This window comes from Microbulbifer sp. ABF4_143, assembly GCF_056160225.1.
Genome location: NZ_JBSWWT010000001.1, coordinates 225,850 through 244,611, shown reverse-complemented (window position 1 = coordinate 244,611; position 18,762 = coordinate 225,850). Strand labels below are relative to the sequence as shown.

Annotated in this window: 21 protein-coding genes; 9 read left to right on the top strand and 12 right to left on the bottom strand. The window is 62.7% G+C overall.

All coding sequences use genetic code 11. The annotated features are described in order from the left end of the window. Nucleotides 1–56: 56 nt before the first annotated feature. The 4 genes from ACXAF3_RS01120 to ACXAF3_RS01105 all read right to left on the bottom strand — a co-directional run bounded on the left by ACXAF3_RS01120 (nt 57) and on the right by ACXAF3_RS01105 (nt 2,370). A complete protein-coding gene (locus ACXAF3_RS01120) occupies nt 57–416 on the bottom strand; it encodes a hypothetical protein (protein WP_475110457.1) in 360 nt (119 codons plus the stop codon). Nucleotide 417: 1 nt separating this feature from the next. Continuing rightward, nucleotides 418–1,026: a DUF938 domain-containing protein gene (locus tag ACXAF3_RS01115; RefSeq protein ID WP_475110456.1), complete on the bottom strand. Its 609-nt coding sequence runs from the start codon at nt 1,024–1,026 to the stop codon at nt 418–420. Next, entirely contained in the window at nt 1,023–1,799 is a 777-nt protein-coding gene (gene yaaA / locus ACXAF3_RS01110; RefSeq protein WP_475110455.1) for a peroxide stress protein YaaA, read from the bottom strand. The genes ACXAF3_RS01115 and yaaA overlap by 4 nt, the downstream gene beginning before the upstream one ends. A 91-nt stretch (nt 1,800–1,890) precedes the next feature. Continuing rightward, nucleotides 1,891–2,370 carry a DUF4265 domain-containing protein gene (locus ACXAF3_RS01105; protein WP_475110454.1) on the bottom strand — a complete coding sequence of 160 codons (480 nt, stop codon included), beginning with the start codon at nt 2,368–2,370 and terminating at the stop codon, nt 1,891–1,893. A 66-nt stretch (nt 2,371–2,436) separates the two neighbouring features. Between ACXAF3_RS01105 and ACXAF3_RS01100 the strand changes: the two genes are divergently transcribed. Next, complete coding sequence (locus tag ACXAF3_RS01100) at nt 2,437–3,717, top strand: M48 family metalloprotease (RefSeq protein ID WP_475110453.1); 1,281 nt, start codon at nt 2,437–2,439, stop codon at nt 3,715–3,717. Nucleotides 3,718–3,781: 64 nt separating this feature from the next. On the opposite strand, the gene ACXAF3_RS01095 is transcribed toward ACXAF3_RS01100, so the two are convergent. The 7 genes from ACXAF3_RS01095 to ACXAF3_RS01065 form a co-directional block, all read right to left on the bottom strand. Beyond that, entirely contained in the window at nt 3,782–4,606 is an 825-nt protein-coding gene (locus ACXAF3_RS01095) for a putative porin (RefSeq protein WP_475110452.1), read from the bottom strand. A 113-nt stretch (nt 4,607–4,719) separates the two neighbouring features. After that, on the bottom strand, nt 4,720–5,049 hold the full coding sequence (locus ACXAF3_RS01090; RefSeq protein WP_475110451.1) for an antibiotic biosynthesis monooxygenase family protein: 330 nt from the start codon (nt 5,047–5,049) through the stop codon (nt 4,720–4,722). 83 nt (nt 5,050–5,132) lie between these two features. After that, nucleotides 5,133–5,834 (bottom strand): phosphate signaling complex protein PhoU, encoded by a 702-nt coding sequence (gene phoU / locus ACXAF3_RS01085; RefSeq protein ID WP_475110450.1) that lies wholly within the window; start codon nt 5,832–5,834, stop codon nt 5,133–5,135. Nucleotides 5,835–5,844: 10 nt separating this feature from the next. After that, nucleotides 5,845–6,585 carry a phosphate ABC transporter ATP-binding protein PstB gene (gene pstB / locus ACXAF3_RS01080; RefSeq protein ID WP_475110577.1) on the bottom strand — a complete coding sequence of 247 codons (741 nt, stop codon included), beginning with the start codon at nt 6,583–6,585 and terminating at the stop codon, nt 5,845–5,847. A gap of 186 nt (nt 6,586–6,771) precedes the next feature. Beyond that, nucleotides 6,772–8,064: a phosphate ABC transporter permease PstA gene (pstA, locus tag ACXAF3_RS01075; protein ID WP_475110576.1), complete on the bottom strand. Its 1,293-nt coding sequence runs from the start codon at nt 8,062–8,064 to the stop codon at nt 6,772–6,774. Between the two features lies 1 nt (nt 8,065). Beyond that, on the bottom strand, nt 8,066–9,445 hold the full coding sequence (gene pstC, locus ACXAF3_RS01070) for a phosphate ABC transporter permease subunit PstC (RefSeq protein WP_475110449.1): 1,380 nt from the start codon (nt 9,443–9,445) through the stop codon (nt 8,066–8,068). A 186-nt stretch (nt 9,446–9,631) separates the two neighbouring features. Beyond that, on the bottom strand, nt 9,632–10,699 hold the full coding sequence (locus ACXAF3_RS01065) for a PstS family phosphate ABC transporter substrate-binding protein (RefSeq protein WP_475110448.1): 1,068 nt from the start codon (nt 10,697–10,699) through the stop codon (nt 9,632–9,634). A 178-nt stretch (nt 10,700–10,877) separates the two neighbouring features. On the opposite strand from ACXAF3_RS01065, the gene ACXAF3_RS01060 reads away from it, so the two are divergent. From ACXAF3_RS01060 to ACXAF3_RS01045, 4 genes are all read left to right on the top strand, one after another. Then, nucleotides 10,878–11,450 carry a TRAP transporter small permease subunit gene (locus ACXAF3_RS01060; protein WP_475110447.1) on the top strand — a complete coding sequence of 191 codons (573 nt, stop codon included), beginning with the start codon at nt 10,878–10,880 and terminating at the stop codon, nt 11,448–11,450. Further along, entirely contained in the window at nt 11,447–12,811 is a 1,365-nt protein-coding gene (locus ACXAF3_RS01055) for a TRAP transporter large permease (RefSeq protein WP_475110446.1), read from the top strand. The genes ACXAF3_RS01060 and ACXAF3_RS01055 overlap by 4 nt, the downstream gene beginning before the upstream one ends. Before the next feature lie 101 nt (nt 12,812–12,912). Then, nucleotides 12,913–13,305 (top strand): acyl-CoA thioesterase, encoded by a 393-nt coding sequence (locus ACXAF3_RS01050; RefSeq protein ID WP_475110445.1) that lies wholly within the window; start codon nt 12,913–12,915, stop codon nt 13,303–13,305. Nucleotides 13,306–13,339: 34 nt separating this feature from the next. Beyond that, nucleotides 13,340–13,588, top strand: coding sequence for a hypothetical protein (locus ACXAF3_RS01045; RefSeq protein WP_475110444.1), 249 nt, complete (start codon nt 13,340–13,342; stop codon nt 13,586–13,588). A 115-nt stretch (nt 13,589–13,703) separates the two neighbouring features. Here ACXAF3_RS01045 and ACXAF3_RS01040 read toward each other — a convergent pair whose 3' ends face one another. Continuing rightward, a complete protein-coding gene (locus tag ACXAF3_RS01040) occupies nt 13,704–14,300 on the bottom strand; it encodes a hypothetical protein (protein ID WP_475110443.1) in 597 nt (198 codons plus the stop codon). 240 nt (nt 14,301–14,540) lie between these two features. Between ACXAF3_RS01040 and groES the strand changes: the two genes are divergently transcribed. The 4 genes from groES (at nt 14,541) to ACXAF3_RS01020 (ending at nt 18,668) form a co-directional block, all read left to right on the top strand. Continuing rightward, complete coding sequence (groES, locus tag ACXAF3_RS01035) at nt 14,541–14,855, top strand: co-chaperone GroES (protein ID WP_475110442.1); 315 nt, start codon at nt 14,541–14,543, stop codon at nt 14,853–14,855. Next, the gene (groL, locus tag ACXAF3_RS01030) at nt 14,852–16,483 is read left to right on the top strand and encodes a chaperonin GroEL (protein ID WP_475110441.1); all 1,632 of its coding nucleotides are present in this window, start codon (nt 14,852–14,854) and stop codon (nt 16,481–16,483) included. Before groES ends, groL begins: the two co-directional genes overlap by 4 nt. Before the next feature lie 189 nt (nt 16,484–16,672). After that, a complete protein-coding gene (locus ACXAF3_RS01025; protein WP_475110440.1) occupies nt 16,673–18,355 on the top strand; it encodes a hypothetical protein in 1,683 nt (560 codons plus the stop codon). Then, nucleotides 18,345–18,668 (top strand): hypothetical protein, encoded by a 324-nt coding sequence (locus tag ACXAF3_RS01020; RefSeq protein WP_475110439.1) that lies wholly within the window; start codon nt 18,345–18,347, stop codon nt 18,666–18,668. The genes ACXAF3_RS01025 and ACXAF3_RS01020 overlap by 11 nt, the downstream gene beginning before the upstream one ends. Nucleotides 18,669–18,762: the final 94 nt, after the last annotated feature.

Sequence of the window (18,762 nt, the reverse complement as noted above, 5' to 3'; positions counted from 1 at the left end):
TCTGCCGGACTCCGATCGCGGTCATGGGCCGCTCCTACACCATGGAAATAACCGTTTTACTCCAGCTCCTGCAATACCACTTCCTCGCCGCCTTTCGTATAGGTCACCTTCTCTCCCTCACCCACCGCATTGCACTGGCGGCGCAGAGTCAGGTGGTGCAGCTGCAGGTCGCCGTCGCGCAGCAGCAGGTGCTCGCGGCCGTCGTCGTCCACCGGCAGGGCTTCGGTGCCCACCAGGGCATCGCGCAGCGCGCGCAGGCGCGGCATGTCCCGGTAGCGGTCCAGGTCGCTGGACAGGCGCTTCTTCATGCGCTCGCACTCGTGTAGCGCCGCGGCCGTCTCGCGGTATTTGGCAAAGAAAAACACCGCCGCGATCGCGAATGCGATAATCACCGTCGTTTCAAACCACTCGGGCATTTCAGCTCCCCTTCTCTGTTCTGCGCCAGACCACAAGATGGTTGTTGGCCGGCAGGTCATTCAGTTCTTCGCGCGCGAGGCCCGCATCCAGCGCCAGCCGGTCCAGCCACTCCAGGTCGCGGATACCGCTCTCGGGATCGCGCGCCTTCAGCCAGCGGTCGAAATCCGCATTGGTCGGGCCCACATAGTCGCCGCCGATTTTCATCGGCCCGTACACTAACAGCTGCCCGCCGGGCTGCAAAATCTCAGGCAGCTTGCGAAAAAACCGCCGCACCGAATCGGCGGACATGATGTGCAGGGTATTAGCGGTAAAAATAGTGTCGACGACAAGCGGCGGCCAGTCGTCGTTCACGTCCAGCGCCAGCGGCGCGCGCAGATTTGGTGCGGGGCTGTGCGCCAGCCAGGCGCGGATACCGGGCAGGTTTTCCGCCCGGTCCGAGGTCTGCCACACCAGATGCGGCAGGCGCGGGGCGAAATACACCGCGTGTTGCCCGGTGCCGCTGCCGATTTCCAGCACCTGGCGGCTGTCGGCGAGCAGGCGCTTCAGCTGTTCCAGTATCGGCTCGCGATTGCGCGCGCACGAGGGCGCGTCCGGCAGCTCAGGGCTCACTGCGGCTCGTCCCGGGTGAAGACCCAGTCATTGCCACTGGACATGGCCGCATTGTATGCGTAGCCGGCCACATCGAAGTCTTTCAGCGCTTCGGCCTTTTTGACCCGCTTGTCGATGGCCCAGCGGGCCATCATGCCGCGGGCCTTCTTGGCGAAGAAGCTGATCATCTTGTACTGGCCGTTCTTCAGGTCCTTGAAGTGCGGGGTGATGATCTCCGCGTCGAGCCCGGCGGGCCGCACCGATTTGAAGTATTCGTTCGAGGCCAGGTTGACCAGCTCTCTGCTGCGGAGGCTGCGCAGCTGTTCGTTCAGCGCCCCGGTGATCCGGTCGCCCCAGAATTCGTACAGGTTTGCACCGCGCGCATTTTCAAATTTGGTGCCCATCTCCAGCCGGTAGGGCTGCATCAGGTCCAGCGGGCGCAGCAGGCCGTAGAGGCCGGACAGCATGCGCAGGTGCTTCTGCGCATAGCTGAAATCCCGTTTACCCATCGTCTCCGCCGCGAGCCCCGTGTAGACGTCGCCCTTAAAGGCGAGCAGGGCGGGGCGGGCGTTCTTTGCGCTAAAGGGGCGCTTCCACTGCTGGAAGCGGTCGTAGTTGAGCAGGCCCAGCTTGTCGGAGATCTTCATCAGCTCGGAGATCTGCTGCGGGCTCAGCTGGCGCAGCTCCTCGATCAGCGCGGCGGATTCCTTCAGGAATTCCGGCTGGGTGGTCTCGAACTCCGGGATTTCGCTCTCGTAGTCGAGGGTCTTGGCCGGGGAGATAACGATTAACATCGGTTTCCTTGTGTACCGGGAGCGCCGAGCCCCAGCTCGGCAATCGCTTCGATGGATGCCAAGGCCGAGCTGGGGCTCGGCACTTGCGCCTCTACTCCGGTTTCAGGATGTCCTGCCACCAGTTCAGCGGCGTCTGCCCGTCCTCGGGGTCGTAGACATTGCCGTAGTACCAGACGCTGTTGGCGCCGTCGCAGGCGCCGTTCAGTATTTTTTCGATCTTGTCGAAACCGCAGCTGACATGGATCGAGTAGACCAGCAGACGCGGGTTCTCCAAGTCCAGCTCGCCGCCGAGCTTTTCCAGCTGCGGCGTCAGCTGGTCGGACAGGGCGGCGCTGTCGCTGCGGCAGAAGACGCGGATGGCCAGGTTGCCGGAGCGCTTGAGCAGCTCGAACTGCTGCTTGTCCCTGTCCACCTTGATGGTGTCACCACTGGCGATGCCCTTGATAAAGGCCGGCGAGCGCACCAGCTGGCAGCTGTCGTCCTCGTTGACGCGCACCTGCAGCCGCTCCACCACCGGTTCGCCATCGGGATTGGTACCGGCGAACAATTCGATCACCTGCAGTGCCGTCATAACCTCTCTCTCCGGACTGTGTAAAATGGATCGCTAACAAGCCGAACATTATACAGGGAGGAAGCGATGATCTCGCGTGCACTCAACCTCACCGCAGCTGCGTTGGCCGCATCGCTGCTGGCCGGCTGCGCGGTCAACCCGGTCACCGGCGAGAAGGAGCTGTCGCTGCTGTCACCGGGCCAGGAGCTGGCCCTGGGCGAGCAGCAGTATCCGATCAACCAGCAGCAGCAGGGCGGCCAGTACATCATCGACCCGTCACTGCAGGACTACGTCAGCCGGGTGGGGCAGAAGCTGGCGAGGGTATCCGACCAGCCGCAGCTGCCCTACGAGTTCGTCGTCCTGAACAACTCGGTGCCCAACGCCTGGGCGCTACCCGGCGGCAAGATAGCGGTGAACCGCGGCCTGCTGGTGCTGCTCGAGGACGAGGCGGAACTGGCCGCGGTGCTCGGCCACGAGATAGTGCACGCCGCCGCGCGCCACTCCGCCGCCGCCATGTCCCAGCAGCAGGTGCTCGGCGCCGGCCTGGCCGTGCTCGGTGCCGCCACCCGCGAGACCGCCTACGGCGATCTGGTGACACTCGGCGGCCAGTTGGGCGGCTCCGCCTATATCGCCCGCTACAGCCGCGGCAACGAGCTGGAATCGGACGAGTACGGCATGAAGTATATGGCCGCCGCCGGCTACGACCCCGAGGGCGCGGTGCGCCTGCAGCGCAAGTTCGTCGAGCTGTCCAAGGGCCGCCAGGCCGGTGCCCTGGAAGCGCTCTTCGCCAGCCACCCGCCGTCCCAGGCGCGCGTGAACGCCAATATCGAACACGCGAAAAAGCTGCCCAGGGGCGGCGCGACCAACCGCGCCGCCTACCAAAAGGCCATAGCGCAGCTGAAGCGCGACGCGGACGCCTACAAGAGTTACGACGAGGCCCTGGCGGCCATCAACAAAAAGCAGTACGACCGCGCCCTGGCACTGACCAGGCAGGCGCAGAGACAGCAGCCAAAGGAGGCGGCCTTCTACGCGCTGGAGGGCGACCTGCTCGCCTACAAGAAGCAGTACAGGGAGGCCCACGCCGCCTACGACCGCGCGGTGCAGAAGAACCCCGGCCTCTTCTCCAACTGGCTCAAGCGCGGCATGGTCAGCGCCCAGTTGAAGGACTACACGGCCGCCGAGCGGGACCTGAACCGCTCGCTGCGCTATCTGGAGACGCCGCACGCCCACTACTACCTGGGCCAGGTGTATGAACAGCAGGGCAACACCCGAAGCGCCTACAGCCACTACCAGACCGCCGCCCGTGCCGGCGGGGATATCGGCAGCAGGGCGCAGGCGCGGATGCAGGCGCTGGGCGGCAGGGGATAGCGGAACGGCGCAAACAAAAAAAGGGCTCCCGAGGGAGCCCTTTTTATCTCTGCGCCGTAAAAGCTTACAGCTGTACGGTTACGCCCAGCTGGAAAGCGTCAACATCGGTATCGCTGTTGGTGCTGTAGGCCAGCTTGCCGGCGATGTTGCGGTTGAAGAAGTGGGAAACACCCAGCTCGAAGGTTTCGGCCTTGTTGTAGTCTGCGAAAACAGAGGTCTCCTTGCTGAAGTAGTACTCGCCACCTACTTTCCAGTCGTTATCCGCCTCGTCGTTGCTGGTGTAGCTGGCATCGGCCACAAACCAGGTATCGCCGCCCAGGCCCTTGAAGAACTTGGAAGACAGGGTGCGGCTGTCGAATTCGTCGTCGGTCTCGAAGTTGAATCCGATATAGTCATTGCCGCTCAGGCGATGGTTGTAGCGAAGGTCCGCGACGTAGACGGCATCGCCATCTTCTGGCTTTATGCGGTGCACCTGCGCGAGGAAATCCGGCGTAAACAGGTAGCCCGCTGACAGGGTGTGGTGTTCGAAATTCTCGCTGCGCTGGCCGACATCCACATTGGTCGTTGAAAGAGTGGCGCCAACGACAAAGCCATTCGCGGCAAAGTACTCACCACCAAAGTTCAGTTCATCCACGTCACCGCCATCGAAGTCCAGATAGCTGTAGTCGGCGGATATGTTGGTGACCTTGTTGATATATTCGAATTCCTTCAGCGGACCGAGGCTCTCCTTCGGCGCGAAGTAATAGGTGGTGCCGATCTTGAACTCATCGGTATCGGCGGAAGCGTATTCGGTATTTTTGTAGCCGGCCTCAGAAATGGAGGTGTACTGCTCCGCGACAGCGGTGGCGGACAGCAGCATCAGAGGCAGGGCGGCAAATTTGAACTTCATCACAATTTCCTTGTATTACCTTGTTTCCAATAGGAGACGCGCATTCTAAGGATTTTTCCTGAATGGTAAATGAATTGGCCGGGAAATATTTGCACGAAGCGCGCTTAACGAGTCTATGGTGTTTCAGACCCGCCCGGTCTGGGGAGCACCACCCACTCAGGCTCCTCGAATTCGCCGATAGGGCGCACCTCGACGAAGGGCGCGGCGCTGCGGATGATTTCGTCTATCCGCGCGCTGTGATCCGCCTCCATCGCATCGCGCTCGGCCTTGCTGGCCCAGCTGGCGATGGCCAGCAGGGTGTTGGGATCACCGATCTTGCGCCTGAGCTCGGTGCCGCGCGCGCCGGGAAACTGCTGAATCAGCTCGGACGCGCGCAGCCAGATATCGGCGTACTCCTCCGCGCTGTGCCCCTCCTTGATGCGGACCTCGAAGATATATTTCACAGATTCCACCCCGACAAAAATGGCCGCTGATGCGGCCATTTTTAATCTGACACAGGGGGCGGAACAAGGTTCGCCCCCACAGATCAGGATTTTTTCAGCTTGCCCTCGTGGCCGTGGCGGATGTCGGCGCCCTCGACCAGGTAGACCACCTGCTCGCAGATATTCTTCGCGTGGTCGCCGATGCGCTCCAGGGAGCGCAGGGTCCAGAGGACGTTGATGACCCGCGAGATGCTGCGCGGATCTTCCATCATATAGGTGATCAGTTCGCGCAGGGCGGTGCGGTAGTCCATATCCACCTGCTCGTCTTCCGCCAGGGTGCGCATCGCGGAGGCGACGTCGAAGCGGGTGTAGGCGTCGAGGGCGTCGTTGAGCATCCGGCGCACCGCGTTGGCGATATGGCGGATCTCGGTGTAGCCGCGCGGCGAGGTGCCCTCGTCGGTCAGGGCTATGGCCATCTTGGCGACCTTGCTGGCCTCGTCGCCGATGCGCTCCAGGTCGCGGGCGATGCGGGTCACGGACATCACCATACGCAGGTCGGAGGCGGCCGGCTGGCGCTTGGCGATAATCAGGGTCGCGTGCTCGTCCAGGGCCATCTCGCGCTTGTCGATGTCCTCCTCGATGCGCAGCACCTTCTCCGCCAGTTCGCTGTCGGCGTTGGACAGCGCATCCACCGCGTCCGCCACCTGGCGCGCGACCATACCGCCCATTTCCAGCATCTCTGTCTTTATGCTCTCCAGGTCCTCGTTGAATTGACGGGAGATGTGTTGGTCGAAATGCATTTCCATAGTGTTTGCCTCAGCCGAAGCGGCCGGTGATATAGGCCTCGGTCAATTCGTGTTGCGGGTTGGTAAATACCGTCTCGGTATCGTTCACCTCCACCAAATGGCCCAGGTGGAAGTAGGCGGTGCGCTGGCTGACCCGCGCGGCCTGCTGCATCGAGTGGGTCACTATCGCGATGGTGTAGTTCTCGCGCAGCTCGTCGATCAGCTCCTCGATGCGCGCGGTGGCGATCGGGTCCAGGGCCGAGCAGGGCTCGTCCATCAGGATCACTTCCGGGCTCACGGCGATGGCGCGGGCGATACACAGGCGCTGCTGCTGGCCGCCGGACAGGCCGGTGCCGGGCTTGTCGAGACGGTCCTTGACCTCGTTCCACAGGCCGGCGCGGCGCAGGCTGTTCTCGACAATTTCATCCAGTTCCGCGCGGCGGCTGGCGATGCCGTGGATCTTGGGGCCGTAGGCGACGTTCTCGTAGATGGACTTCGGAAACGGGTTCGGCTTCTGGAACACCATACCGACCCGCGCGCGCAGCGGCACCACGTCCACCTTGGGGCCGTAGATCGGCTCGCCGTCCAGGCTCAGCTCGCCCTCGACGCGGCAGCCCTCGATGGTGTCGTTCATACGGTTCAGGCAGCGCAGGAAAGTGGACTTGCCGCAACCGGACGGGCCTATCATCGCCACCACTTCGTTGCGGCCGATATCCAGGCTCACATCGTGGATCGCCTGGGTCTCGCCGTAGAAGACGTTGACGTTGCGCATGCGCAGCTTGGCATCGTCGCAGAAGGGCCTGCCGACGGTTTCGCGTACCTTGGTCCGGGTATCCACGGCTTCTCTGTCCAAAGTTTCGGGATTGGGGGCTTTCGGCTGTCCCGGCTCGGCGTGGCCGGGGGCGTCCAGGGTCATGGTGTTCATAAATGGTCCCGCTATCTTAGCATCTGCGCTGGCTTACCAGCGGCGCTCGAGTTTCTTGCGCAGCAGCACCGCTGCGGTATTCATCACGATCAGGAAGCTCAACAGCACCATGATCGCGGCGGAGGTGCGCTCGACGAAAGCGCGCTCGGGGCTGTCGGCCCAGAGGAAAATCTGCACCGGCAGCACCGTGGCCGGATCGGTGATACCGGACGGCACGTCGACGATAAAGGCCACCATGCCGATCATCAGCAGCGGCGCCGTCTCCCCCAGGGCCTGCGCCATACCGATAATCGCGCCGGTGAGCATGCCGGGCATGGCCAGCGGCAGCACATGGTGGAAGACCACCTGCATCCGCGAAGCGCCCATGCCCATGGCCGCCTCGCGGATGGACGGCGGCACCGCCTTCAGCGCCGCGCGGCTGGAGATGATGATGGTCGGCAGCGTCATCAGCGTCAGCACCAGGCCGCCGACCAGGGGCGCCGAGCGCGGCAGCTCGAAGAAGTTGATAAAGATCGCCAGCCCCAGCAGGCCGAAGACGATGGACGGCACCGCCGCCAGGTTGTTGATGTTCACCTCGATCAGGTCGGTCCAGCGGTTCTTGGGCGCATACTCCTCCAGGTAGATGGCCGCGGCCACGCCAATCGGAAAGGACAACACCAGGGTCACCAGCAGCGTGAGCGCCGAACCGACCAGCGCGGCGCGGATACCGGCCTGTTCCGGCTCGCGCGAGTCGCCGTTGGTGAAGAAGGTGCTGTTGAAGCGCTTCTTCAGCTCGCCGCTGTCCAGCAGCTGCTGTATCCAGCCGGCCTTCTGATCCGAGGTGCGGCCGCGAAAGCCCTCCTTGGAGTCGTCCAGACTTTTGACGAAGGTGTCCACATCGTCGTCGGCGGCCAGCCACACCGTCTCCGTCTGGCCGAGTAGTTCCGGGTTGGCCGCGAGGCGGTCGCGCAGCGTGAAGGGTGCGCCGGTGGAGACCAGGCTGTAGAGCTCGCGCTTCTCGCTGCGGCTCTGCGCCTCCGGGAAGCGCTCTCGCAGCGCCTCGCGGATCACGCCGGTAAAGTTGGCCCAGGCCAGGCTCTCGTCGTCCACCTTGTCGATGCCGAGCACCTGCGCGTCGTAGTGCACCCGCAGCTCAATCGCGCTCTGCACGAAGGCGCCGCTGCCCTTGGAGATGATGTCGGTGAAGAGCACAACAACCGCGAACACGCCGAAGGCGATACTGGCGATACCCAGGCCGCGGAATATTTTTTCCTTGCGGTGGCGGCTGGCCAGGCGTTGCTCGATGCGCGCGCGCACCTGCTGCTGTGTCAGATTGGTCTGGGTCAAATCAGTCATACTGTTCCCGGTATTTCTTCACTACGTGCAGGGCGATAAAGTTCAGCACCAGAGTGGACAGGAACAGCATCAGACCCAGGGCGAAGGCGGCCAGCGTCTTGGGGCTGTCGAACTCCTGGTCCCCCACCAGCAGGGTCACTATCTGCACCGTCACCGTGGTCACCGATTCCAGCGGGTTGGCGGTCAGGTTGGCGGCCAGGCCGGCGGCCATGACCACGATCATCGTCTCGCCGATCGCGCGCGATACCGCCAGCAGCACGCCGCCGACGATGCCGGGCAGGGCGGCCGGAATCACGACTTTGCGCACCGTCTCGGAATGGGTCGAGCCCAGGCCCAGGGCGCCGTCGCGCAGGGACTGGGGCACCGCGTTGATCACATCGTCGGACAGGGACGACACGAACGGAATAATCATGATGCCCATCACCAGGCCGGCGGCCAGGGCGCTCTCGCTGGAGGCCTGCAGGCCTACCGCGGTGGCCAGATCGCGGATAAAGGGCGCCACCGTCAGCGCGGCGAAGAAGCCGTACACCACCGTCGGCACGCCGGCGAGGATTTCGATAACCGGCTTGGCCACGGCGCGCACGCGCTTGCTGGCGTACTCGGCCAGGTAGATGGCGGACATCAAACCCACCGGCACCGCCACGAACATCGCGATGGCGGAGACCATCAAGGTGCCGGTAAACAGCGGCACTGCACCGAAGGCACCGCTGGAGCCCACCTGGTCGGCGCGCAAGGCCATCTGCGGGCTCCAGTGCAGGCCGAACAGGAATTCGGTCACCGGCACCGACTGGAAGAAGCGCAGGGACTCGAACAGCACCGACAGCAGTATGCCGACGGTGGTAAAGATGGCGGCGCAGGCGCAGGTGATCAGCACGCCGCGCAGGATCTTTTCCACCTTCTCGCGCGCGCGCAGTGCGGGGGAGAAGCGCAGCAGCGCGAAGGCGCCGAGACCGGTGGCGAGAATCAGGCTGAGCGCCGCCTGCAGATTACGCGAGCTGTTCTGCAGGCTCTGCAGCCGCTCCGCGGCGGCCTGCAGCTGCGGCGACGCCTCGCCGATCAGATGGCCGGCGGCCAGGTTCTGGATCTGTGCGTAGAGCAGGTTCTGCCCTGAGACACTGTCCGGCTTGTCGGCGATACTGTGCATTACCAGCGCGCGGATGATCGCGTCGTCGAACGCGAGCCAGGCGCCGAGCAGGATCAGCGCCGGCAGGCCGCACAGCAGAGCCGTGTGCAGGCCGTAGTAACTGGGCAGCGAGGCCAGGTTGCGCAGGCCGCCGCGGGCGCGCGCCGCCGCCAGCGCGCGGCTGAAGCCCATGCCGTAGGCGACCAGGATCAGCAGCAACAACAGCGCGAACAGTGTGGGTGTTTGCATCGATTCGCTCTAGGCTAAAGTTTTCCCGGCATTATCCGGGCTTTCTATTGCGTTTGCATGGCTGCCGCAGGGCAGCTCGACTCTCGGTTCCGCCACCGGCACAGGCCGGTGCGGGTGCGAAAAAACGAAAAAACCAGGCCCGAGGGCCTGGCCGGTAAATCCTTTTACCTACTGCTTTTCCGAAACTTACTTCTTGGCCAGGTTGCCCAGTGCGTTCAGCTTGCGCACGTCGGTGGCCACCTGCTGGCGCTTCTCGGCCGGCAGCGGGATCATGCCCTTGTCGGCCAGGTAGCCGTCCTCACCCCAGGCGCGCTCGCTGGTGAACTCGGCCAGGAACTGCTTGATGCCCGGCACCACGTCGGCGTGCGCCTTCTTCACGTAGATGAACAGCGGGCGGGACACCGGATAGCTCTGCTCGGCGATGGAGTCGAAGGTCGGCGCCTGGCCCTCGATCAGGGAGCCCTGCACCTTGTCGGCGTTCTGGTCCAGGAAGCTGAAGCCGAAGATACCCAGCGCATTCGGGTTAGCCACCAGCTTGTTCACGATCAGGTTGTCGTTCTCGCCGGCCTCCACATAGGCGCCGTCTTCACGGATGTTGTGGCAGATGGCCTTGTAGGCGCTCTTGTCGGCTTTCTTCTTGGCCGCGATCCAGTCGAACTGCTTGCAGCCGCCTTCCATCGCCAGCTCGGCGAAGGCGTCGCGGGTACCGGAGGTCGGCGGCGGGCCCAGCACTTCGATCTTGTGCGCGGGCAGGGCCGGATTCACGTCCTTCCAGGTCTTGTAGGGGTTGGGTACCAGGGTTTCGGAACCGTCCGGATTCGGCACATCCTTGGCCAGGGCCAGGAAGATGTCCTTGCGGGTCAGCTCGAAAGGCTCGGCGCTCTTGGCGTTGGCCAGCACTATGCCGTCGTAGCCGATCTGCACTTCCACCACGTCGACGCCATTGTCGTTACACATATCCAGCTCGGACTGCTTGATGCGGCGGGAGGCGCCGGTGATGTCGGCGGTGCTCTCGCCCACGCCCTGGCAGAACAGCTTCATGCCACCGCCGGTGCCGGTGGATTCCACAACCGGAGTCTTGAACTGGGTCGCGCGGCTGAAGCGCTCCGCCACGGTGGTGGTGAAGGGGTATACGGTGGAGGAGCCGACGATGCTGATATGATCGCGGGCCGCCAGGGCCGCCTGGGAGGCGGCGATGGTCAGTGCCGCCAGGGAGGAGGCCACTATTTTCTTGGCAAAACCGTGCTTGTTCATGGGTTACTCCAGTGAGTGTGTTTGAGGTACGAGGCGCACACTACGAACAACGGGTGACGATTCTATGAATGAAAGATGACAAAAAGGTTACAGATCACCGAATTGCACAACTGGCGCCTGATCCTCCGAGGCGGTAGGCTTTGAGCCACAACAATAAGATGCATTGAGAGAGCTCCCCATGTCCCTTCTGTTAGGCGGCGCGCGCGCCCTCGACCGGCTGGCCAGCGGCGCCGGGCGACTGCTCGGCTGGTTCACGCTGGCGATGGTATTGCTGCAGAGCGCGGTGGTGCTGCTGCGCTACGGCTTCGACGGCGGTTCGGTGGCGCTGCAGGAATCGGTCATCTACCTGCACGGCGCCGCCTTTATGCTCGGCCTGGCCTATGCGCTCTACACGGACGCCCATGTGCGCGTCGACGTCTTCTACCGCCGCATGGGAGAGCGCGGCCGCGCCTGGGTCAACGCGGCCGGCACCCTGGTGTTCCTGCTGCCGATGTGCGCCTTTATTCTCGTCGGCAGCTGGCAGTTCGCCGCCAGCAGCTGGGCGGTGCTGGAGGGCAGCGCCAACGCCGGCGGCCTGCCCGGCATCTTCCTGCTGAAGAGCCTGATTCCGCTCGCGGCCGTCACGCTGGCGCTGGCCGGCCTGGCTCAGTTCGCGCGCGCGCTGGCGCAACTGATGCAGGTGGCGCCGCGGGCCCCGCGCGCCGCCGCGGGCGCGGCGGTGCGCGCGGAAGTTGAGGAGGCCGGCGCGTGATCGAGCTGATCCCACTGCTGATGTTCGCCGCCGTATGCGGGCTCTTGATGTTCGGCTATCCAGTGGCCTTCACCCTCGGCGGCACGGCGCTCGCGGCCGCGGGCCTGGGTATCGTGTTCGGCATCTTCGACCCGGAGCTGCTGCGCGCCTTCCCCGACCGCCTCTACGGCATCATGCAAAACGGCACCCTGATGGCGGTGCCACTGTTCGTATTGATGGGCGTGATGCTGGAGCGGGCGCGCATCGCCGAGGAGCTGCTGGTCAACCTGGCCCGGGTCTTCGCGCGGGTGCCGGCGGGCATGGCGGTATCGGTGGTCGTAGTGGGCGCGCTGCTGGCCGCCAGCACCGGTATCGTCGGCGCCACCGTGGTGACTATGGGGCTGATGTCGCTGCCGACCATGCTGAAGCGCGGCTATTCGCCCGGGCTCGCCACCGGCACCATCTGCGCCACCGGCACCCTGGGGCAGATAATCCCGCCGTCCATCGCGCTGGTGCTGCTCGGCGATACCCTGTCCAACGCCTACCAGCAGGCGCAGCTGTCCGCGGGCATCTTCAACCCGCAGCCGGTCAGTGTCGGCGACCTGTTTATCGGCGCGATTGTGCCCGGCCTGCTGCTGGTGGCGGCCTATATCATCTACCTGCTGTTCGTGGCCGGCCGCGAACCGGCGGCGGCTGCCCCGGCCGGCGGCGAAACGGTGAACCTGCGCGAGACACTGAAGAGCCTGCTGCCGCCAATCCTGCTGATGCTGCTGGTGCTCGGTTCCATCATCAGCGGCGCCGCCACACCCACCGAGGCCGCCGCGGTCGGCGCACTCGGCGCCGGCATACTGGCCGGGAGCCGCGGCGCGCTGAGCTGGAACCGCGCCGGCGAGGTGGGGCGCAACACGCTGCAGGTCACGGCCATGGTATTCGCGATACTGATCGGCGCCTCGCTGTTTTCGCTGGTGTTCCGCGGTTACGACGGCGAGGAGCTGGTGACCGGTATCTTCAACAGCCTGCCCGGCGGCGTGGTCGGCGCGACCCTGCTGGTGATGGTGGTCATCTTCCTGCTCGGCTTTATTCTCGACTTTATCGAGATCACCTTCGTCGTGGTGCCGATCGTCGGCCCGGTACTGCTGGCGATGGGCGTGGACCCGGTATGGCTCGGCATCATGATCGCGCTGAACCTGCAGACTTCCTTCCTGACGCCGCCGTTCGGCTTCGCGCTCTTCTACCTGCGCGGCGTCGCGCCGGGCGAGGTGCCCACCGGGGCCATCTACCGCGGCGTGATACCGTTTATCGCGATACAGCTGCTGTTGCTGTGCGGGCTCGCCCTGTGGCCGTCGCTGGCCACCTGGCTGCCGGCCGCGCTTTCCGGCTAGGGCCGGTTGGTGCTGGCTAAATGCTGGTCAGTTTGTGCTAGAATGCGCCACCCGCCAAGCGCCGGCGGGATCGAATAACTCTAACAATCCGTGAGCAATCGATGTCCGCACTTGATGAAGATCCGCAACCCACAGGCACCCTGACGCTGCAGACGCAGACCATGCCCCGGGATACCAACCCGCAGGGGGATGTATTCGCCGGCTGGCTGATGTCGCAGATGGACCTGGCCGGTGCCATCCTCGCCCAGAGTATCGCCCGCGGCCGCGTCACCACCGTCGCGGTGGGCAGCATGGTGTTCCTGCGCCCGGTGCCGGTGGGCTCGACGGTCAGCTGCTACGCCGAGGCCATCGAAGTGGGCCGCTCCTCGATCCGCACCATGGTCGAAGTCTGGCTGACGCGGGTGGATTCCGGCGAGCAGGTGAAGGTGACCGAGGGCGAATTCGTATTCGTGGCCATCGACGACCGCGGGCGCACACGGCCGCTGCCGCAGTAACCCTCCCGCGCCCACCGGTGCTATACCGATGGGGATGAGCGAATCATTTTTCGAACAGCTGCTGGTGCTGGCCGGGATACTGCTGATCCCCGCCGGCCTGCTGCTGTTGATCCTGTCCCGACTGCGCTGGAGCAACAAGGCCACCGCGGCCGGCCTGTTGCTGATAGCCCTCGGCGCGCTGCTGCTGGTGCGTATGCACACGGCGGAGTTCTGGCAGATCGACCGCTGCCTGGATGCCGGCGGCAGCTACGAGCGGGATACGGGCAGCTGTATTCTTCCCTAGAAGCTGTTCCGGGCGCCTGGTGGCGGCCGCCGGAGCGGAGGCACCGCAGTGTACGACTAGTACATGAGGAGGCCGAGCACCGCCGGGCGCCCGTATAGTAGTTGTGAAACAGCTTCTAGTGCGCCGCGTTGGACTCGGGCAGCGCAATACCCAGCGCGCGCAGCTGTTCGGCCAGGTGCGGATTGCCGCTCTGTCGCCAGCGCTGGTAGAGATCGAGCACATCTATGGCGTCGAACGCCTGCTCGCGCGCACAGGCCCTGGCCACCAGCTCCAGCAGGCGCACGAAGCGCTGCGCCAGTTCGACGAACACATGGCGGTTCTGCTGCGCGTTTTCCCCCAGGTAGTCGTAGGCGCCGCCGCCCATACCGACGAAGTAGTCCCGGCGGATGCCGCGCCGGGCGTAGGTCTCCGGGAAGAGCGCACCGAGAAACAGCGCCATATCCCCCAGTTGCCGCAACAGCTGACAGCGCTCCCAGTGGCTGCCGGCCTCGCGCGCGTCCTTGTACAGCAGCGCCAGCGGGCGGATGCTCATCCCCTCGCGGTCGTAGCCGAACAGCTGATCGCTGTCGCCGAAGCGGGCGAGCAGGTTGCCCAGATACCACAGTGTGTCCTCGCGCGGCTGCGGCTGCAGCTGGCGGCCGAGATCCTGTAACCGCTCGCGAAAGTAGTCCGCGAGCGCGCTCTCAAACGCGGGGTGAGAAACTAAGGCCATCTGCGTTCCTCCTGTGGCGTTAACCCTTCTAAAAATATAAGTCCAGATTTATACGCCTTCTACTGGCAGAGCCCGGATTTTTAGAAAAATTAATTATAAAAAATGCCGTTTCAGCGCTCTTGAAAAGAGCCGGCCCGCTCCTATTTTGCCGCTTGGGAGACCGGGGAAATCTGTCGGCCCGCTCCCGACTGTACGATTTCTTTTACCTGTGTTTTGTGAATGCTTATGGGAGGAAATCCGATGAGTATCAGACCGCTTTACGATCGGGTGGTCGTCAAGAGGCTGCCGGCCGAAACCACCACCAAAGGCGGTATCGTGATTCCCGACAAGGCTGCGGAAAAGCCCAGCCAGGGTGAGGTTATTGCCGTGGGGCAGGGCGCGCAGCTGGACAACGGGGAGCTGCGGCCGCTGGCGGTCAAGGTGGGCGAGCGCATCCTGTTCGGCCAGTACGCCGGAACGGAAGTCAAGCTCGACGGAGAAACCTATCTGATCGTAAAAGAGTCCGACATTTTGGCCATTCTGGATGAGAGTGCAGCACAGGAGCAAGCAGCATGAGCGCAAAGATCGTTAAGTTTTCCGACGATGCCCGCGAGCGCATGTTGGCCGGTGTGAATATCCTCGCCAACGCGGTGAAGGCCACCCTCGGTCCCAAGGGCCGCAACGTGGTTCTGTCCAAGAGCTTCGGCGCGCCGCGGATCACCAAAGACGGCGTGTCCGTCGCCAAGGAAATCGAACTGAAAGACAAATTCGAGAACATGGGCGCGCAGATGGTGAAGGAAGTCGCGTCCAAGACCGCGGATGTCGCCGGCGACGGCACCACCACCGCCACGGTGCTGGCGCAGGCGCTGGTGCGCGAGGGCCACAAGGCCATCGCCGCGGGCATGAACCCGATGGACCTGAAGCGCGGTATCGACGCCGCCGTGAAGGCCGCCACCGAGGAGCTGACCAAGCTGTCCAAGCCCTGCAATGACAGCAAGTCCATCGGCCAGGTGGGCACAGTGTCCGCCAACTGGAACGCCGATATCGGCCAGATACTCGCCGAGGCGATGGAGAAGGTGGGCCGCGACGGCGTTATCACCGTCGAGGAGGGCAAGTCGCTGCAGAACGAACTGGAAATCGTCGAGGGTATGCAGTTCGACCGCGGCTACCTGTCCCCCTACTTCATCACCAACCAGGACAAGATGCAGGTGGAGCTGGACAACCCCTACCTGCTGCTGTTCGACAAGAAGATCAGCAACATCCGCGACCTGCTGCCGGTGCTCGAAGCCGTGGCCAAGGCCGGCCGCCCGCTGCTGATCATCGCCGAGGATATCGAGGGTGAGGCGCTCGCCACGCTGGTGGTCAACAACCTGCGCGGCACCCTGAAGGCCGCCGCGGTCAAAGCGCCCGGCTTCGGCGACCGCCGCAAGGCCATGCTGCAGGATATCGCGATACTGACCGGCGGTACCGTGATCTCCGAGGAGGTCGGCCTGACTCTGGAGAAGGTCGAACTGGAGCAGCTGGGCAGCGCCAAGCGCGTCGTGATCGGCAAGGAGAACACCACCGTCGTCGACGGTGCCGGCAAGAAAGCCGATATAGACGCGCGTGTGGCCCAGATCCACGCCGAGATCGACAAGTCCACTTCCGACTACGACAAGGAAAAGCTGCAGGAGCGCCTGGCCAAGCTGGCCGGTGGCGTGGCCGTGATCAAGGTCGGCGCAGCTACCGAAGTCGAAATGAAGGAGAAGAAGGACCTGGTGGACGACGCCCTGCACGCGACCCGCGCCGCGGTGGAAGAGGGCATTATTCCCGGCGGCGGTATCAGCCTGGTGCGCGCCGCAGACGCGCTGCGCAAGTCCGGCCTTAAGGGTGCCAACGACGACCAGCAGCTGGGTATCAATATCGCCCTGCGCGCGATGGAGGAGCCCTTCCGCCAGATAGTCGCCAACGCCGGTGTCGAGGGCAGCGTGGTGCTGGACAAGGTCCGCTCCGACAAGAACAGCGCCTTCGGCTACAACGCGCAGACCGGGGACTATGGTGACATGATCGAGTTCGGCATTATCGATCCCACCAAGGTCACCCGCACTGCGTTGCAGAACGCCGCGTCCATCGCCGGCCTGATGCTGACCACCGAAGTGATGGTGGCAGAAAAGCCCGCGGAGGAGAAAAATCAGGGGCCGCAGGCAGACGCCTACGACTTCTGACGGCCTGCAGGCAAACACCGACCGGGGCGGGAGCAATCCCGCCCTTTTTATTCCCCCCAACAATTTTCCCGGCCCCTGAGCCCCCCTTTTTTGTTACCTGACGAGCAGTTTTCCGGTTCGCTGCTTTCATCCGCAAAACTATCGCGATAGGATTCGCGTTCGCATATATAAATAACGCCAGACACGGATATGTCTCTCTGCAGCCTCACGGACCGTCAGGGCAATCGCTATCTCCTCTCTCTGGGCCACGAGTTCCAACCCGCAGATCCCGGCGAATACTATCTGGCCCTGGAAGTCCTGGAGCGGATCGATGGCGACCAACTATTCTGCGCCGATCTCGAAATCTTCCACTTTCACAATATCGAGTTCCACCAGCGGCTAGCACTCCGCCGGCGGCAAGGGCGGCGAGAGAGACGCTTGGGCGACGGCTGGCAATACGCAAACAATACAGAGATAGGGCCATATTCCCGCCCGGGAGGCTACCCGGGCAGGTGGGCGATTATTCTAGACGCCATCTACCATGGAGATCTGCGATTCACACAAATTGCCTCCGCGCCGCAGACGCAGACCTCCGCTGAAAAAGACAAGCGCGGCATACTGCGTGTCAGGATCCGCCAGGCACTGGCCGCCATCGTCGCCCAGGAAAGCGCGGAAGCGGCACGTCACGAACAGCTCCTGCGCGAAGAAACCCGCATCAGCCGCACCGCCATCTACACCGGCGCCTTCCTCACTGGCCTGTGGAATGCCGGTACAGACCTCGCCCAGTGGCTCAAGGAAGTCAACGATGTCGTTAACCCCCTGCATCGCAGCCTGCGGGGCATACAATCGAGCTACCGGGTTCTGCAACGCAACAGCGACACAGGAGAGGAGCTGCTCGCAGCCTTCGCAGATGAAATCCTGACGGCGGAGAAGCGCGAGCTGGTACAGGTGCTCGGCTTCGACCCCGGCGCCATTACCCGCGAACAATTCCATCGGGCCACGGAAATGGCCGACCTGATCTGGGAAGACCCGGCCCTGCAGGCCGACCTCCGGCGCTTCATCAAGGATTACGTCAAGGCTCAGCACCCGATAGAGATCACCGAATTTTCCGGCGCGGCGGCCTTTGAAGTCCTGTTCACCATACTCCTCGCGGCGGTCACCGGCGGAGCGGGCCTGGCAGCCGGTGCCGCCGGCCAGGCGCGGCACTTTGCCAAGTTCCGCAAGGTGGGCGAATTGCTGATGGAGTTTGCCGGGCAGGCCAGGAAAGCAAAAACTCTCGCGAGGCACAACAGCGGGAACAATCGTAAGGCCAGCTTCGAAGATTTCGAAAGCCTTGGAGAGGTGGAATCCCATAGAACGGCTGTGGCAGCTACCAGCATCCGAAAAGAGAAGCCTGCACGGCGTGAAAAAATCGACACAGAACTGGAAATTGCGTCCAAAGAGCACAATGGGAAAAGTAAACTTGATGATATTTTCAGAAAGATACCAGAATCTGATTATCTAGCCATTAAAGCACGCTCTGTCCATAATCTCGATTCCAACACCTTGGTTCTAGGAAAGTACAGACCTACCGTAACTAACGGAGTAGAAGACTGGAGTACTCCAGGCCCTGATTCCTATGTTGCTATTGCGAGAACCGAGAACGCCACTTATTTCGACCTGGGCAGCGAGTGGAGCTCTATAACTGCCAAATATGAATTATCTGATGATGAAATGTTCAGGGCTTTCAACATCCCGGTACTGGATGATGCTGTGAATACAAATAAGCAGATCAAGTTCACTCATGACCCCAGAACTAACGGCGGATTTCTTCAGCAAGAGTGGGAGTATTTGCAGAAAGTGCACGGATATAAGCGACTAAAAGAAATTGATGGAGCTTGGTATGCGAAGTGATGATTTAGAAGACGTTTTGATAGAGGGGCTAGATAGGCATTTCAAAGACGCTGTTAAGGACTATGTTATCAAAGAGTCAACCGATATTCCTTTCCTGCAACTGACCATTGAGATGACTCTTTACAATTACTATGTGGTTAGAGCTACCGTGGAAAAAAACACGATATTTTTCTCAATTGTTCAATCAGGCTTTCAGATGCCGCTATTTAAGGTTTCACTTTCTGATAGTGATTTGAATAGAGCTCCAGAGATTTTAGACAGAGAAGTTAGGCTGAGGATTCCAGATAAGTATTTGAAAGCTAAGGGCTGGTAGCAATGCGAATGCTCAAAGCCCGAGAAATATCCTTTTTATATTAACGAAAAATAGATTACACAGAATTCCAAACACCACCACTCGAAAACAAAGG

Excerpts from the sequence above, each read along its gene's own strand:
- ACXAF3_RS01025 (WP_475110440.1), top strand. The coding sequence starts at position 16,673 with ATGTCTCTCTGCAGCCTCACGGACCGTCAGGGCAATCGCTATCTCCTC.
- ACXAF3_RS01105 (WP_475110454.1), bottom strand. The coding sequence starts at position 2,370 with ATGACGGCACTGCAGGTGATCGAATTGTTCGCCGGTACCAATCCCGAT.
- phoU (WP_475110450.1), bottom strand. The coding sequence starts at position 5,834 with ATGGAAATGCATTTCGACCAACACATCTCCCGTCAATTCAACGAGGAC.
- groL (WP_475110441.1), top strand. The coding sequence starts at position 14,852 with ATGAGCGCAAAGATCGTTAAGTTTTCCGACGATGCCCGCGAGCGCATG.
- pstC (WP_475110449.1), bottom strand. The coding sequence starts at position 9,445 with ATGCAAACACCCACACTGTTCGCGCTGTTGTTGCTGCTGATCCTGGTC.
- ACXAF3_RS01060 (WP_475110447.1), top strand. The coding sequence starts at position 10,878 with ATGTCCCTTCTGTTAGGCGGCGCGCGCGCCCTCGACCGGCTGGCCAGC.
- yaaA (WP_475110455.1), bottom strand. The coding sequence starts at position 1,799 with ATGTTAATCGTTATCTCCCCGGCCAAGACCCTCGACTACGAGAGCGAA.
- ACXAF3_RS01095 (WP_475110452.1), bottom strand. The coding sequence starts at position 4,606 with ATGAAGTTCAAATTTGCCGCCCTGCCTCTGATGCTGCTGTCCGCCACC.
- ACXAF3_RS01050 (WP_475110445.1), top strand. The coding sequence starts at position 12,913 with ATGTCCGCACTTGATGAAGATCCGCAACCCACAGGCACCCTGACGCTG.
- ACXAF3_RS01045 (WP_475110444.1), top strand. The coding sequence starts at position 13,340 with ATGAGCGAATCATTTTTCGAACAGCTGCTGGTGCTGGCCGGGATACTG.
- pstB (WP_475110577.1), bottom strand. The coding sequence starts at position 6,585 with ATGCGCAACGTCAACGTCTTCTACGGCGAGACCCAGGCGATCCACGAT.
- ACXAF3_RS01040 (WP_475110443.1), bottom strand. The coding sequence starts at position 14,300 with ATGGCCTTAGTTTCTCACCCCGCGTTTGAGAGCGCGCTCGCGGACTAC.
- ACXAF3_RS01120 (WP_475110457.1), bottom strand. The coding sequence starts at position 416 with ATGCCCGAGTGGTTTGAAACGACGGTGATTATCGCATTCGCGATCGCG.
- groES (WP_475110442.1), top strand. The coding sequence starts at position 14,541 with ATGAGTATCAGACCGCTTTACGATCGGGTGGTCGTCAAGAGGCTGCCG.
- ACXAF3_RS01020 (WP_475110439.1), top strand. The coding sequence starts at position 18,345 with ATGCGAAGTGATGATTTAGAAGACGTTTTGATAGAGGGGCTAGATAGG.
- ACXAF3_RS01100 (WP_475110453.1), top strand. The coding sequence starts at position 2,437 with ATGATCTCGCGTGCACTCAACCTCACCGCAGCTGCGTTGGCCGCATCG.
- ACXAF3_RS01065 (WP_475110448.1), bottom strand. The coding sequence starts at position 10,699 with ATGAACAAGCACGGTTTTGCCAAGAAAATAGTGGCCTCCTCCCTGGCG.